18 protein-coding genes are annotated in these 14,316 nt (G+C 70.7%); 6 read left to right on the top strand and 12 right to left on the bottom strand.

What is annotated here, in order from left to right:
* Positions 1 to 405 precede the first annotated feature (405 nt).
* Entirely contained in the window at positions 406 to 1,641 is a 1,236-nt protein-coding gene (locus tag IF188_RS03055; protein ID WP_318152744.1) for a cytochrome b/b6 domain-containing protein, read from the top strand.
* A 71-nt stretch (positions 1,642 to 1,712) separates the two neighbouring features.
* On the opposite strand, the gene IF188_RS20465 is transcribed toward IF188_RS03055, so the two are convergent.
* The 4 genes from IF188_RS20465 to IF188_RS03035 form a co-directional block, all read right to left on the bottom strand.
* Entirely contained in the window at positions 1,713 to 2,399 is a 687-nt protein-coding gene (locus IF188_RS20465) for a pentapeptide repeat-containing protein (RefSeq protein ID WP_191170268.1), read from the bottom strand.
* Between the two features lie 9 nt (positions 2,400 to 2,408).
* On the bottom strand, positions 2,409 to 3,212 hold the full coding sequence (gene cofE / locus IF188_RS03045) for a coenzyme F420-0:L-glutamate ligase (RefSeq protein ID WP_191170267.1): 804 nt from the start codon (positions 3,210 to 3,212) through the stop codon (positions 2,409 to 2,411).
* Positions 3,213 to 3,359: 147 nt separating this feature from the next.
* The gene (locus tag IF188_RS03040; protein ID WP_191170266.1) at positions 3,360 to 3,866 is read right to left on the bottom strand and encodes a GNAT family N-acetyltransferase; all 507 of its coding nucleotides are present in this window, start codon (positions 3,864 to 3,866) and stop codon (positions 3,360 to 3,362) included.
* Positions 3,867 to 4,004: 138 nt separating this feature from the next.
* Complete coding sequence (locus IF188_RS03035) at positions 4,005 to 4,475, bottom strand: GNAT family N-acetyltransferase (RefSeq protein WP_318152743.1); 471 nt, start codon at positions 4,473 to 4,475, stop codon at positions 4,005 to 4,007.
* Positions 4,476 to 4,606: 131 nt separating this feature from the next.
* Here IF188_RS03035 and IF188_RS03030 point away from each other — a divergent pair, with 131 nt between their 5' ends.
* Positions 4,607 to 5,167, top strand: coding sequence for a thioesterase family protein (locus IF188_RS03030; protein WP_191170265.1), 561 nt, complete (start codon positions 4,607 to 4,609; stop codon positions 5,165 to 5,167).
* 28 nt (positions 5,168 to 5,195) lie between these two features.
* On the opposite strand, the gene IF188_RS03025 is transcribed toward IF188_RS03030, so the two are convergent.
* Together IF188_RS03025 and IF188_RS03020 are read right to left on the bottom strand one after the other, a co-directional pair.
* Positions 5,196 to 5,507, bottom strand: coding sequence for a hypothetical protein (locus IF188_RS03025; protein ID WP_191170264.1), 312 nt, complete (start codon positions 5,505 to 5,507; stop codon positions 5,196 to 5,198).
* Between the two features lie 62 nt (positions 5,508 to 5,569).
* Positions 5,570 to 5,893, bottom strand: coding sequence for a DUF7882 family protein (locus IF188_RS03020; protein ID WP_191170263.1), 324 nt, complete (start codon positions 5,891 to 5,893; stop codon positions 5,570 to 5,572).
* A gap of 129 nt (positions 5,894 to 6,022) precedes the next feature.
* On the opposite strand from IF188_RS03020, the gene IF188_RS03015 reads away from it, so the two are divergent.
* Positions 6,023 to 6,811 carry an EAL domain-containing protein gene (locus IF188_RS03015; RefSeq protein WP_191170262.1) on the top strand — a complete coding sequence of 263 codons (789 nt, stop codon included), beginning with the start codon at positions 6,023 to 6,025 and terminating at the stop codon, positions 6,809 to 6,811.
* 36 nt (positions 6,812 to 6,847) lie between these two features.
* Here the strand turns inward: IF188_RS03015 and IF188_RS03010 are convergent, their stop codons facing one another.
* On the bottom strand, positions 6,848 to 7,105 hold the full coding sequence (locus IF188_RS03010) for a hypothetical protein (RefSeq protein WP_191170261.1): 258 nt from the start codon (positions 7,103 to 7,105) through the stop codon (positions 6,848 to 6,850).
* A 42-nt stretch (positions 7,106 to 7,147) separates the two neighbouring features.
* On the opposite strand from IF188_RS03010, the gene IF188_RS03005 reads away from it, so the two are divergent.
* Entirely contained in the window at positions 7,148 to 7,450 is a 303-nt protein-coding gene (locus IF188_RS03005; RefSeq protein ID WP_191170260.1) for a DUF7882 family protein, read from the top strand.
* On the opposite strand, the gene IF188_RS03000 is transcribed toward IF188_RS03005, so the two are convergent.
* The gene (locus IF188_RS03000; protein WP_191170259.1) at positions 7,442 to 9,391 is read right to left on the bottom strand and encodes a bifunctional diguanylate cyclase/phosphodiesterase; all 1,950 of its coding nucleotides are present in this window, start codon (positions 9,389 to 9,391) and stop codon (positions 7,442 to 7,444) included. The genes IF188_RS03005 and IF188_RS03000 overlap by 9 nt on opposite strands.
* A 245-nt stretch (positions 9,392 to 9,636) precedes the next feature.
* Between IF188_RS03000 and IF188_RS02995 the strand changes: the two genes are divergently transcribed.
* Both IF188_RS02995 and IF188_RS02990 read left to right on the top strand, forming a co-directional pair.
* Positions 9,637 to 10,245: a hypothetical protein gene (locus IF188_RS02995; protein ID WP_191170258.1), complete on the top strand. Its 609-nt coding sequence runs from the start codon at positions 9,637 to 9,639 to the stop codon at positions 10,243 to 10,245.
* A gap of 86 nt (positions 10,246 to 10,331) precedes the next feature.
* Entirely contained in the window at positions 10,332 to 11,699 is a 1,368-nt protein-coding gene (locus IF188_RS02990; protein ID WP_191170257.1) for a hypothetical protein, read from the top strand.
* Here the strand turns inward: IF188_RS02990 and IF188_RS02985 are convergent.
* The 4 genes from IF188_RS02985 to IF188_RS02970 are packed head-to-tail and all read right to left on the bottom strand — an operon-like array spanning position 11,603 to position 14,312.
* A complete protein-coding gene (locus IF188_RS02985) occupies positions 11,603 to 12,127 on the bottom strand; it encodes a hypothetical protein (protein ID WP_191170256.1) in 525 nt (174 codons plus the stop codon). The genes IF188_RS02990 and IF188_RS02985 overlap by 97 nt on opposite strands.
* Entirely contained in the window at positions 12,112 to 12,717 is a 606-nt protein-coding gene (locus IF188_RS02980) for a hypothetical protein (RefSeq protein ID WP_318152741.1), read from the bottom strand. The genes IF188_RS02985 and IF188_RS02980 overlap by 16 nt, the downstream gene beginning before the upstream one ends.
* Complete coding sequence (locus IF188_RS02975; protein WP_191170255.1) at positions 12,707 to 13,402, bottom strand: hypothetical protein; 696 nt, start codon at positions 13,400 to 13,402, stop codon at positions 12,707 to 12,709. The genes IF188_RS02980 and IF188_RS02975 overlap by 11 nt, the downstream gene beginning before the upstream one ends.
* Positions 13,403 to 13,430: 28 nt before the next feature.
* Complete coding sequence (locus IF188_RS02970) at positions 13,431 to 14,312, bottom strand: LysR substrate-binding domain-containing protein (RefSeq protein ID WP_191170254.1); 882 nt, start codon at positions 14,310 to 14,312, stop codon at positions 13,431 to 13,433.
* Positions 14,313 to 14,316: the final 4 nt, after the last annotated feature.

Genomic DNA, 14,316 nt, shown 5'->3' with positions numbered 1-14,316 from the left:
GCCGGCGCCGCGCCGGGCGCCGCGGACGCGGCGGCGGCGGCCGCGGCCGCCGAGTCCGCCACGGCGACGGGGGTTCCCGTCGCGACCGAGGCCACGGTCGCTGAGCCCACCTCGGTCGCTGAGCCCACCTCGGTCGCTGAGGCTGTCGAAGCGTCCTCGCTCGTTGCCCCTTCGACGAGCTCGCGGACCGGAACGGTCGCTGCCTCCGGTAGCCGCTCGATTCGGCGCGGCCTGCCCCGGACTCCCGGCGGCGAACCGTGGCCGCCCGCCTCGGCCGCGGCTGCTGCTTCTGACGTTCCGCAGCCAGTCTCGGTCGCCAGCACGGCAAGTTCGGCGCAGGAAGTGACCGCGGAGCAGACGGCGTCCATCGTTCCGCAGGCAGAATCTGCGGGTTCGGGTGCGGCCGTGACGCAGGTTGTGACCGCGGAGCGGCCGGGTGGCGCCGCCGGTGCGAAGGCGCTGCGTCGCGGACTGCCCCGCGTGCCCGGCGGCGAGCCGTGGCCGCCGGAAGGCTTCGCGCCATCGGCGACGCCCGCCGCCGCGCCCGCAGCGGCAGCGGCGGCCACAGCGGCCGCGGATGCACCGGCCGTGCTCGCGCCGGAGGCCGCGGCATCCACCACTCCGGTCGAGCGGGCGACCCCGTCGGGCGTGCCGCTGTCGCAGCCGTTGCCGTTCCCGCGCACCGTCTGGGCGGGTCAGGCCGCCAGGACTCGGTCCGCGCCGGCGCCGGAGCCGAAGCGCTACGGCCCGTTCACGCGCGGACAGTGGGCGGGTGCGGTGATCGTGGGCGGCGCCGGACTGCTGTACGCCGCGGCGATGATCGTGCTCGCGGTGCGGTGGCTGCTGTCGACGTCGTGGGGCGTCGACTTCCTCGCCGCGTTCCCGGGCGAGTACCACCTGCCCGAGGGGGCGCCGGTCGGGTTCCCGGCGTGGCTCGGGTGGCAGCACTTCTTCAACGTGTTCCTGATGGTGCTGATCATCCGCACCGGGCTCACGGTACGCACCGAGAAGCGGCCGACGGTGTTCTGGTCGCCGCGCAGCAACGGGCGCCGCAAGATCAGCCTGAACCTGTGGTTCCACCAATCGCTCGACATCCTGTGGTTGGTCAACGGCGTCATCTTCGTGGTGCTGCTGTTCGTCACCGGGCAGTGGCTGCGGATCGTGCCGACGTCGTGGGAGGTCTTCCCGAATGCGCTGTCGGCGGCGCTGCAGTACGCGTCGCTGGACTGGCCCACCGAGAACGGCTGGGTGAACTACAACTCGCTGCAGCAGTTGGCGTACTTCACGACCGTGTTCCTCGCCGCTCCGCTGGCCGCGCTCACGGGTGTGCGCATGTCGGGCGTCTGGCCGAAGAACGCCGCCGGGCTCAACAAGGCCTACCCGGTCGAGTGGGCGCGAGCGGTGCACTTCCCGGTGATGCTGTACTTCGTGCTGTTCATCTTCGTGCATGTGGTGCTGGTGTTCGCGACCGGGGCGCTGCGCAACCTGAACCACATGTACGCCGCACAGGACGCGGTCAACTGGACCGGGTTCTGGATCTTCGCGGCCTCGCTTGTCGTGATCGCGGCCGCATGGGTCGCCGCGCGCCCGCTCGTGCTCGCCCCCATCGCTCGCCTGTTCGGCAAGGTGTCGGGGCGCTAGCAGTTCGACGGGCGGGCGCGTTTCGTCTCGGTTCGCTCGCTCGACGACCGGGGACCGCGCGTCGACGCGGGTCAGGCGTCGACTCTGAGGCCGAGCAGTTCGGCGAACGCGGGAGCCATCAGCTGCAGCTGCTCTGCCGAGATCGTCGCGCCGCGCAGCCCCTCGATCCCGACCACCTGACCGAGGTCGGCGCCGCGCAGGTCGACGTCGGTGAGCCTCGCGCCGGTGGAGTTCACCGTGGCGATGCGGCAGTCGTCGAACGAGACACGGCGGGCCGCGGCATCCATCAGATCGATCTCGTCGATCGTGCAGTCGACGAACGCGATGTCGAGCAGTTCGGCGGCGCGAAGGTTGACGTACCCGAGTTTGCAGCGGGTGAAGCGGATGCCCCGCCACGAGGTGTCGTAGAGCTCGACCGAGCCGAACCGGCTGTCGCGCACCTCGACGTCGCGCCAGCCGCTGCGCGCGCCCGACACGGCGGGAACGTTCGCGCCGGCGACGACGCTCTCGAGCAGGTGCGTGCCGCGCAGCGTCCACGAGCCGAGTTCGAGGCCCTCGATACGGCAGGCCTCGACGGTGTCACCGACGGCGAGATCCCACGCATCGCGCGCGACGCCCGCGTACGAGACGCCGACGAACGCGTCGAACGCCTCGGCGTCGCCCGGGGTCAGATCGGCGAGCACCACCGCCTCGTCGAAGTCGAACGCCGGCGCCTGCGTGCCGGCCTTGCCACGGGTGTTCTTGGTGCGAATCGCCACCCCTGCACCCTAGTCGGCGGAGCCGACACCGCCTTCGGACGAGGAGAGGGATGCCGCACCCGCCGCGAACCCGTCGGCATAGGCCTCATCCGCGCCGAGGCGGAACATGTCGCGTTCCAGCGGCCGCACGATCGATCGGGCGCCGGGAAGGTCGAGGGGCCCGACGAGGTCGGCCCGGCCACGCACGACCGCGACCGGAAGGCGCGCGGCCTTGCCCTTGACGAGGTCGGCGGCGGCGGCGAGCTCGTCGCCCACGCACGGCATGGTGACCACGAGGGGGCGCCCCTCGGCGTCGGTCGCACCGCGGAGGTCTTCGAACACGAGCACTCCGCCCGCGCCGATCGCGTGGTCGGTCTGCCCCTCGCGCCACGCGCGGCCCAGGGTGTCGGAGACGATGACGCCCACGTCGACGCCGAGCCGTTCGCGCAGGCCGCCCGCGATCGCCCGCGCCGAGGCGTCCGGATCGACCGGCAGCAGCAGCACGGTGCCCTCGGGGGTGTTCGAGGCGTCGACACCTGCCGCGGCAGAGACCATGCCGAGGCGGTTCTCGACGATCCGCGTCGTGAAGCCCGACGGCGTCCGACGGGATGCCACCACCCGCACCGTCTCGGCCGTGATCGCGTCCTCACGGTCGTCGGCGACGACGAAGCGCCCCTCGGCCTTCGACACGATCTTGGACGTCACGACGAGGATGTCGCCGTCCTGCAGCCGGCCGGCGGCGGCCTCGGCGATGACAGAGACGAGATCGGCGCCGTCCTCGATCTCGGGGATGCCCTCGAGGGGCCAGACGGTGAGCGGGGTGCGCGAGGGCATGCGACCAGTCTTGCGGATCGGCGGCGTCGCGGACGCCGGATCGGCGGCATCCCTTCCGCGAAGCAAGCCGTGCAGGGACGACGAGAGGGCAGTGACGACGAGGGGGCGGGTCCGGCGAACCGGACACGCCCCCTCGTGACGAACGGGTCAGCGCGTGAAGCGCACCTCGGTCAGCGTCTCGCCGAGGAACGGCTCGGTGTGCGAGGCGCTGTCCAGCGTGAAGCCGTTGCGCGCGTAGAAACGGTGCGCGCGCGGGTTGTCGTCGGCGACCCACAGGTACAGGCCCTCGGCGGGCTCGACGACGGCGTCGAAGAGCTTCTGGCCGATGCCGGTGCCGTGATACGCGTCGAGCAGGTAGATGAAGTACAGCTCGCGGAATCGGGGAGCGTCCTTGTCGCGCGCGGGGCCGGAGCCTGCGAAGCCGACGATCTCGCCGTTCACCAGAGCGGCGAACATCTTGAACTCGGGACCCTGAACCGCCCAGTGGGTCCACAGCTCTGCGAGGCGCTTGGGTGAGACGGCCTCGAGGGCCGCCTTGCTGATCAGGTGGTCGTAAGTCTCGTGCCAGCACGTCGCGTGGACGCGCCCGAGGGCCTCGGCGTCGACGTCGCGCACCGGACGGACGACGATGTCGGTCTGGGTTTCGGCTTCCATGGGCGAGACTCTACGCGGCTCGCCGCGAGACGAGAAATCGCGGGAACGTCCGGTGAACGCGGCATGACGAATGGATGCCGAGGTGCGATCGAAGCCCGAGCCCGGCCGTCGCGTGCTGCCCGGGCAGCGAGACGGTCGTCAGCCGCGCGCGCTCTTCACCAGGTAGACGAGGTCGACGCCGGGATGCAGCGGCTCCCGCCGGTCGATCGTGTATCCCTCGCGCTCGTACAGGCGGATGTTCGCCTCGCTGAGGTGACCGGTGAACAGTTCGAACGCCGCCGCCCCGCTGGCCTCTTCGGCCGCGCGAAGCAGTCGCGTGCCGATGCCGCGCCCCTGCAGGTCGGGGGCGACGGTGAGCCTGCCGATATGCGCGACGCCGTCGTCGACGCTCCACCGCACCGCCCCCACGAGCCGATCGCCCCACCGCATGCCCAGGCCAGGACCGCGAAGCTCGTCCGTGAGCTCGCCGAGCGTCTGGGTGAGGGCGGGCAGAAAGGGGTCGCGATAGATCTGCGCCTCGGTCGCATAGGCCGCGCGCTGAAGAGTGAGCAGCTCACCCGCGTCGTCGACGGTGAGCGGGGCCATGGTGTCGGCATGGGCGTTGGTCACGAGCAATTGCTACCAGAAACGCGCCTCTCGCCACCGCGCAGTCGACGAAGTCGCAGGGATGCCGCGGCCGCCGTTGTGGGAATCGGCAATCGAATCGGCATCCGCGTCGCCGATCGCTACGATCGCACCTCGTGAATGTGTGGTGGCGGACCCTCCTGACGATCATGCGTGCCAAGGCGATGCTGCGCCTCAACGGCCCCATCCCGCCGAGGTCGGTCGGGCGCGTGCGGCTGACGACGCTGCCCACCGACATCGATCTGCTGATGCACATGAACAACGGCCGCTATGCGTCGCTGTTCGACCTCGGCCGGTTCGATCTGCTGGTGCGCACCGGCCTGTGGGATGCCATGAACGAGCGTGACTGGTATGCCGTGGTCGCGAGCGAGACGGTGACGTTCCGCAAGTCGCTGCAGCTGTGGCAGCGCTTCACGGTCGAGTCCCGTCTCTACGGACACGACGACAAGGCCGTCTATCAGATGCACCGGGCCGTTGTGGACGGCGAGGTGTACGCCGAGATGATCGTGCGCGCCCGCTTCCTCCGCAAGGCCGGCGGGGTGGTCAACACCGACGAGCTGTTCGCCGCTCTCGGCCGTCCCGACGACCTGCCGCCGCTGCCGGACTGGGTGTCGGACTGGGCTGACGGTGCGGCGCTGCCCTCCACGCGTGAGGCGGCGCCGAGTCTCTGGGACTGAGGCTGCCGCGACATCCGCTGCCGTGGGATCAGCGGAGGAACGCCGTCGCCACCAGCGAGATCGCGGTCACGATACCGACGTTGATGCCGACGAGCACGAGCGCCCAGGCGCGGCTGGGCTCCAGCGTCGTCAGGCTGCGGTGGTCGACTGCCTCGAGGGCGGCGTCGAGAGAGCGGTACCGGCCGAGCGTCCGTCGGCCCCGCTTCGCCACGTAGCGGCCCTCGTCGCGGTGGACCTCGCCGACCACCATGCCGTTGAGGTCGGCGGTCCATTCGCCGCGCTCCGGGCTCGTCCAGCGGACGGCCAAGCCGGTGTCCAGGTCGTGAACGTGCTGCGTCATGCCTCGACGCTAGGTCTCCGTCCCCGTTGACGGCGGCCCTTGACAGTAGGTGGGGGAGGCGGCTATTTCGCGCCCGTGGGCGCAGCCGGCCCTTCCGGCTCGGGGACGAGCAGCAGGCCGCCCGGTGAGTTCGCGGACTTCGTCAGCGCCTCCACCCATGCCGGATTGAGCCGCGGCTGGCGTCCACCGAAGTACTCGAAGGTCAGCGAGACGCTCGGGCTGAGCCAGATCGAGGTGCGCCCCAGGCCGCTGCGGGCGGGATCGGTCCATGTGAACGGGAACGACTCACCTCGCCGCAGCTTCGCCCAGATGACGGACTGCAGGTGCGCGAGAATGCGGTCGTCGAACGAGGCCGTGACGCGGGAGTCATAAGTGAGCGTGCCCATCGGCTCTACAGTAGCCCGCGTCCGGACGAAAGCGGGAGCGGTCTCGCCGTCGATCCGACGCATTATACGCATCGAGGCTTCCGCTGTCTGCGCTTGCGCGCGCACCGTGCTCTGATCAAGGGTTGTCCCATGCTCAGTTCCGCCCAGCTCACCCGTGATCTGCGCGGAGCGCTCGCCGCCGGGGATCTCTCGATCGCCTTTCAAGGCCAGTACGACCTGCCCCCGGACGTCCGCGACGTGCCCACGGCCGGTGGTCCTGTCGTGCTCGAAGCGCTCTGCCGCTGGGAGCACTCCACCCTGGGCCCCATCGCGCCGGATGTCTTCATCCCGCTCGCCGAGCGTGGAGAGTTCCTCGATCAGGTGGATGCGCACGTGTTCTCACGCGCTGCGGAGAGCATCGCGCAGTGGCGTCAGGCGGGCTTCGACGTCGGACTCGCCGTCAACGCCTCGCCGGCGCACTTCTCGACGGGGTACGCCGACATCGTCATGGCACGTCTGGAAGAGCTCGACCTGGACCCGCGAGTGGTGACGGTGGAGATCACCGAGGCGCCTTCTCCGCAACTGCGCCCGCCCATGCTGTCGGCTATCGAGTCGCTGCGGGCCATAGGCGTCACGATCTCGGTCGACGACTTCGCGGCCGGCGACACGACCGTGGAGATGCTCGAGCTGCTGCCGATCGACGAGGTGAAGCTCGACCGTTCCCTGACCCAGCGCACCGACGCGGCGGCGGATGACGCGATCGCGGCAGTGGTGGAGACGAGCGAAGGCCACGGCTGGCGCGTCGTCGCCGAGGGGATCGAGACGATCGCCGACCTCGCCCGTGCGGTGAGCCGCCGGTGTCGACGGGGCCAGGGCTACCTGTGGGGAGCCCCGCTGGCCGTCAGCGACATGGGCGAGCTCCTGCGCCGTCGGCGCTGAATACGGCAGCCGCCGACAGCGGCCGCCGCGTCCGGATCAGAGGTCGTAGTCGACGTTGTCGTCGGCCGGCTCATCGGCTGCGCCGCCGGCTTCGCCGACTTCGAACTGCGACCACGTCACCGGCATGCCCGGCGAGAAGAGGATGTCGACGCCCGGACCGCCGCGGAGGGGAGGGACGTTGACGTAGCCGCCGCCCGCCTTGATCGCCTCGAGGATCTTCGCCTTGAGCTCCGTGACCGGGTCAGGGAGGAAATAGTCTCGTCCGTCCACGGTGAGCCGGTTCACGATCGCCATGGTGTCCAGGGTAGCGCGGCCCGGGACACGTAGGATCAGAGCGTGGGCACACTTCACTACGGCTCGCCCTCTGCGGCGTTCGCCATCGACGACCGCACGCTGGCGCACATCGAACTCGTCATCATGGCGAAGCTGCGTCGCCGCGAGAACCTGTCGTTCGCACTCGTCGACGAGAAGACCTCCGTCCGGCAGTCGATGTGGATCTCGCCCGTGACGCAGCTGCGATTCGAGTACGACGGACCGATGCCGGAGATCAACCGGCTGTGGCTGCACGAGCTCGTGGACACCGCGAACTCGTCCGGGGGACTGCGGATCGTCCCCGAGCCCGAACTGCCCTCACACTGAGAGTCGCCCGCCTCCGTCGCGCTTCGCGCGGTACATCGCGGCGTCCGCCGCGTCCAGCAGCTCGCCCGGGGCGAGGCCGCGCCCGGCGACGATGCCCGCCGAGGCATCGATCCTGACGACGGTGTCGCGCACCAGGATCGGCTCGCGCAGGACGCCGAGCGCGCGTCCGGCCACGGCCGCCGCGTCGTCGGCTTCGGCATCCACGCAGACGATGACGAACTCGTCCCCGCCCAACCGCGCCACCACATCGGCGGCGCGGGCGACGCCGCTCAGTCGACGCCCCACCGCGGCCAGCACGGCATCGCCCACCTCATGCCCGTAGGTGTCGTTCACGAGCTTGAAGTCGTCGAGATCGAGGAACACCACGGCGACCGACTTCTCAGAGCCTTGCAGCACGTCCTCGAGCCGGTCGTCGAGGAATCGCCGGTTGTGCAGTCCCGTGAGGGCGTCGCGCAGCGCGAGCTCGGCCAGCTCGGCCTGCGTCCGCGCCACGATGGCGGCGCGGATGTCCTCGCCGAGGTCATAGGCATCCTGGGCGTGCTCGCCCCAGGGCAGGCTCCGTCCCGTGACACTCTCGCGCCAGAGAGAGAACGAGCGCCGGGGAGATAGAGCGGTGTCGCGGTTCTCCGGACGCTGGTCGCCGAGCCAATCGACCGTCCGGGCCACTTCACTGCGGACGAACACCAGCGCGTCGCCGTCCGTGCCGAGCGGGACGACGAGCAGCCCCGTGACACCGGGGACCTCGACGGCGAGCTCCGGGTGGTCCAAGGGCAGCGCCTCCCAGACGAAGCGGCCGGCGCCGAGCTCGTCCACGACGGCGAACAGGCGATCCGGGTCCGGGACGAGGCCCACCGTCGCGACCGTGTCGCCGAGGCGCAGGAGAGCTCCGTCGGCGGGGACGACGTCGAGCACCGTGCGGTCGCCGCTCATGAGCACCGTCGCCACGTCGGAGCGGCCGTAGATGGGCGCGGTGAGGGCGATGCGGCGCTCGCGGACGTCGAGCTGGCGCCGCAGCCGTCGGATCTGCTCGGCGGCGGCGAGCTGGGTCGCCACGTGCGTCGCCAGCACCTCGAGCGCGCGTCTGAGCAGCACGGGAACCCGCCGCGTCGTGCGGTGCGCACACGTGAACATCCCGACGAGCCGATCGCCCGCGACGATGCTCAGCGAGAGCGTCGATGCCTGGCCCATGTTGCGCATGAACTGCAGATGGTGCGGTGACGCCGCGCGCAGCTCCGACGGCCCGAGGTCCACGACCGCATCCTCGGGCAGCAGGCTCTTCAGCGCGACACCGGGATCCTCGGTGTCGGCGATGACCCGCGAGCGCTTCTCGACGTACAGCGCCCGCGCCTGCACGGGGATGTCGGAGGCCGGGAAGTGCAGGCCGAAGTACGACTCCATGTCGGGCTCGTGCTCGTCGGCGACGATCTGACCGTGGCCGTCGTCGTGGAACCGGTAGCACATGACGCGGTCGTATCCGGTGACGGCCTTGATCTCTCGCGCTGCCTGCTGACGCAGCTCGTCGGGGTCGGTGATGGTCGAGAGCCGATGGATGGCACCGACGACGCCGGTGCGCACGTAATCCATTCCCGGAATGGCGGGCTCGAGCTCCAGCAGCTTCGGAGACGTCCCGGGATGCGGGATGACGTCGTAGCTCACGCCTTCGAACTCGGCGCGCACCGGGTCGACGGCGAGTCCGTGGTCGAGGGCCCACCGGAACGTCTCGCTCCCTGCCTCTCGCAGATCGCGACCCAGCCAGTGCTCGAGGTTCTCGCTGGCGACCACGACCTGCCCGGTCAGTTCGTCGACGCCGAAGAGCCCGCCGTGCGACTGGATGCGGCCGATCAGGCGGATGGGCTCGGTCGAGCACTCCCGCAGGCGCAGCAGCTCCGCTTCGTCACGGGACGGGTCGCCGTCGAAGGTCGAACGGGAGATATCGGTCAAGGCGATGCCCTTCAGCGCCGGGAACGGGGGCGAGTTGCGCCAGCGAGCATCTTCATCCTACGCACCGGGCTCCGGCGTGGGGAGGTCGGGTCGCCCCGGCGAGGCGACGAATCGGCGCGCACGATCGGGCGTCGGACTAGCGCAACGAGGACGAAGGCGCAACGGGTTGTACGCCGCGACCGGATGGCGATTCGCTGGCTGAGGTGGCGCTGAGACCCCCTTCAGCGCCGGAGGGAGAAGGAGCCGTGGACACGACGACTCTCATCTGGATCATCGTCGGCATCGCGATCGTGCTCGTGATCGTCGTCGTGGCATTGCTGCTGACGGCCCGAGGGCGCAGGACGCGGCGCCAGGAGCATCAGCACGACAGGGCGGAGCGCATGCGCGCCGACGCGCGCGAGACCGAGCTCGCTGCCCGCGAGCACGAAGCCCAGGCGGCGCAGGCGAAGGCCGACGCGGCCGCCGCCGCAGCGGCTGCCGAGGCAGCGAAGGCTCGAGCGGCCGAAGCCGCGATCGACGCCGACCGGCGTGCGGGAACCATCGACGAGCACCGCGACGAGGCCGCTCAGCTGCGGCAGAAGCAGGCTGAGACGCTGCGCAAGGCCGACGAGGTCGACCCTTACGCGGGCGAGGACGCCGGGGCGACAGCGACGACCGAGGATCGCGATCGGACGGTCGACGGACACGACGTGCACGACACGCCGAAGACGGACGGCGTCGGCCCGCGGCGCTCCGACACCGCCGACACCCCCGCCCCGCGAACGGCCGCCACCATCGACGACCGCCGCGACGATCTGCCCGCCGACGACGCGACCGATCCCGCCACCCCGCCCACGCGCAGGGAGCGCATCTGACCGCGGCCGCGCCGCGGCCGGGGGCCACGCGGCGCGGCCGCCTCTCGCGCGCGAAACAGGACTCCGACGCCCGATAGCGTAGGCGGGTGACCGATCTGCTCGCCGTGCTGCGCACCGCAGGCCGCCTGCTGTGGCGGCACTGGCCGGTGCTGCTGGCGCTGTATCTCGGTGCGATCCTCGTCCGGTACGGGGTCATCGAGGTGGCGGGATGGGTCGGCTCGTACAACGCCGTCGCCGGATCGCTGCTGCTGCCGATCGCGATCCTCGTGCGACTCGTCGCGCTGGTCGCCATGTTCCTGGTGCTGCGCGACGGCATGCGGCAGCTGCGGGCGATCGCCCCGCTGCCGACCGACGGTCCGACCCGACGCCGCGAGTTCTTCGACGCCCTGATGGTCGGCATCCTCCCGTTCTTCGCGTTCTACGCGGCATGGGGGTACCTGCGCGAAGACGCGGTGGCCTATTCGCTCCGTGCGCTGGAGCTCTCGACCGGGCGACTGCTGACCGACGAAGCTCGCGGGGACGGGGTGGGCGGGATGGTCACGGCCACGCCCCTGACCGTCGCGATCGTGGTCGTCGCCTTCGCGCTGCGCTGGCTGCTCAAGCGCCATCGCGATCGTCTTCCGCGCGGGTTCGGGTTCATCGCGGCCTACCTCGAAGCCGTGTGGGTGTACTTCGCGGCGATCGTCATCTCCGATGTTGTCGGAGCCGTCACGGCATGGGTCGGCTCACGGCAGGGCATGGTGTGGCTCGGCGACATCCGGTCGCTGATGGAGTCGGTGTTCGTGCCGCTCGGCTGGCTGTGGGGTGCGACCGACTGGTTGCTCGGCGAGGCCGGCGGCATCATCCTGCTGCCGATCGCGTGGCTGACGATCGCGGGCGTGCTGTACGGGCAGGCGGTCGCGCCGCAGGCGATCGACGCGACGGAACTCGGCGGCGAGGTGGGTCGCCGCATCCGCACGCGATACACATCGCTGCCGGCACGCCTCCGCTCACGCCTGGCGGACATCTGGAGCGAGCTCATCAGCCGGTTCACGCCGATCGGCAACGCGCTGGTGCTGATGTGGCGCGCCGGGCCGGTGCTCATCGGGGGATTCGTGCTGCTCTACACCCTGCTGCTCTGGGTGCAAGGGGTGCTCGAATGGGCGATTCCGCGTGCGTTCGGCCCACAGCCTCTGAGCTTCTGGTTCATCAACGACCAGTTGATCTTCCTGATCGCCCCGGTCCTCATCGAGCCTGTGCGCATCGCGCTCGTGGCTGGCGGCTACGACGGCGTCATCGGGCGACTGCGCGGACGCCTCGCGGGGGGAGAGACGGATGCCGCGGCATCCGGTTCTTCGTCGCCGCAGGCGGTCACGGATCAGGGGTCGACGACGGCGCTCACGAACTCCGGCAGCCCGGGTTTGGACGCGAGCCAGACGGTGAACGGCCCCGACACGTCCTCGGCGACGAGGTAGTCGACCGTGATCGCATAGGGCTCGGTCAGCTCGGAGTCGCACCCGGTATGCAGGTCGTCGTCCCACTCCCGGCCCAGATCGGTGGTGTAGCTCCACTGTCGTTCCAGGCCGCCGGTCTCGTGCAGTTCGGGCGTGGAGCACGCGAACTCGGCGCCCGCGGGATCGATCTGGATCTCGACCGTGATCACTTTGCCGCCTTGCGGGGCATCGGGGAACTCGCCGTACTCCGCCGCGACCGGGCCGATCGTCGCACCCACGTACTCGGTCGATTCACCCGGCTGCAGGAGGATCGGCTGGGTCGGTGTGCCCTGCAGCGTCTCCGACCACTCGTTCCACGCCATCGCGGCGTAGGTCGCCGGCACGAGCACCAGGACTGCGCCCAGCGCGACCGCATTGGAACGCCACCATCCGGTCACGGGTTGGTCCATCCCGTCGTCAGCAGGTCCGTCTCGTCGACCGCAGGCACGTCGGCGAGGTCGATTGTCAGCACGATCATCGAGTCGAGCTCGGGGTTGACGCCGTTGAGCGCCAGCTCGATCCGGCCCTCGCCGGCACGGAGGTCGGCGGGCAGCTCGAACGCGAGGCTGCCTGACTGCGGGACGCCGACGTGCAGCGCTCCCCGGTAGAACGACTTCGGCCGCTCGCTCGCGTCGAACTGCTTGCCGTCGATCCGCAGCTGTGCAGAGCGGAGCGAGGCTCCTGTCTCGGTGAGAACGGCCTCCGCATCCAGATCCACGACCAGCCAGTTCCCCTCGGCCGACCAGGCCGTCGCATTCACCGTGTCGGCACGACGGAGGTCGGTGAAGGTCACAGCGATGTTCCGCCCGGTGGCGGCCTGACCGATCGTCGCGGGCACCTCGAACGGCGCCTTCTTCTGCACGTCGCCCGGCGTCGCCAGCGAGACGAACCAGGCTGCGACGATGAAAATAAGGCCGATGGTCCACGCGGCCCATGACGGGAGCATGGACGATGACGTCGTGGCGATGGGCGTGGTCGCGGGCGCATATTCAGCCGTCACCGGACCCCTCCTCCTCCACGCCGGCGCCGACGTCCTCGATCGGCAGCGACATGGTCGCCGTCGGCACCGGATCCTGCCAGTTGCTGCCCTGGGCGACGAACGACGCCGTGTACAGCGTCATGTCATCGAGGGCGACCTCGAGCTCGTCACCAGCCTGATAGTCGTCGGCGTCCACCGCCCAGGAGTAGACGATCTTGGCAGGGACTCCCGGCTGCAGTGCCGGGCCGAGCGTGGTGTCGTCATAGCGGGCGACGCTCGGCCCGGGGTCCTTCTCGTCATCGCCGAGGTCGCGGTCGCTCTCGAGGCCCTTGATCGAAAACGACTCCTCCACGCTCCACGCTCCCGTCGTGCGCAGGGGTTGATCCCAGTTGTTCGTGACGTCGACCACGACCGCGAGCACGCGCTCGCCGTCCTCGGGCCAGGTGCCCGATCCCGGAAGCTCGTCGATCAGCACGGCTTTGACGACCGTGAGGGTGCGCATGTCGGTGACGTGAGCCTCGCCCGGCTTCAGCTCGGCGAGCGGTGGCGGTGTCGCCTCCGCCAGCCCGCCGAACGCCGCCGTCGCGGCCAGGAACACGCCCGTGCCGATCGCCGCGAACCACGCCGTGGGCACGCGATCGGTCGCCGCTCGCACCCAGGTGAAGCGGCTCTTCCGCGCGGGGGCTGCGGGAGGCTGCTCAGACACCTGCCCAGCCTAGAGGGCCGGGCGCGGGTCATTTCGCGGCGAAAGCATCGCGCAGCGCACGGCGCACCTCGACGATGCCCGCGCGGTCGCGTGACGCGATCCGCTGCGCCAGGAAGACCTCGCGTGCGGGACGCCCCGGAAGGTCGAGCAGCCGGACGGGTGCCGGCGCGCCGGTCCACAGCAGGTCGGGGAGCACCGCCACCGCCTGACCCGCCGCGACCAGCCGTGCGTGGGCGGTGAGATCGGCCAGCTCGAAGCGCACGTCGGGCTCGAACCCGGCGGCACGGCACTGCTGCACCGCCCACTGGCGGGCCGCGGTGCCCGCGGGCTCCATCGCCCACGCCCGCTGTCGCAGATCATCGAGCGAACCGGCGGGATCGGCGGGTGCCACCGCCAGGTGAAGAGGGTCCGTGCCCAGCACCTCACGCTCGAGCCCGGCGACGTGCGCGCGAGTGTGCCCGGGGTACTGCTCGGCGATCACGAGGTCGACGCCGCGCGCCGTCAGTTCGAACAGGCCCTGCTCCGGCGGCAGCTGCACGAGTTCGACGCGCAACGACGGCGCACGCTCGTTCAGCAGTCCGAGTGCCCCGGGCAGCAGGGCGAGCGTCGCCGTCTGCATCACTGCGACGCGGACCGGAGCGAGTCCCGGCGTCAGCGACTCGAGCTCGCCCCTGGCCTGCTCGTCGAGGTCGAGCGCGCGCGCCGCGTGGGCGGCCAGCACGCGTCCGTGCTCGGTGAGGCGCACCCGTCGCCCGTCCGGGACGAGCAGTGCGACGCCCGCCTCCTTCTCCAGCAGCGCGAGCTGCTGCGAGATCGTCGACGGGCTGTACGACAGGGCGTCGGCGACGGCGGCGAGCGTTCCCCGCAGCGCGAGCTCGTGCAGCAGCCTGAGACGGCGAAGTTCGAGCACCGGC

Origin of the sequence: Microbacterium helvum (assembly GCF_014779795.1) — a bacterium.
In the GTDB taxonomy this organism is placed as follows: Bacteria; Actinomycetota; Actinomycetes; order Actinomycetales; family Microbacteriaceae; genus Microbacterium; species Microbacterium helvum.
Note: the sequence above shows the minus strand (reverse complement) of the source record. Positions and strands in the feature narration are given on the sequence as shown.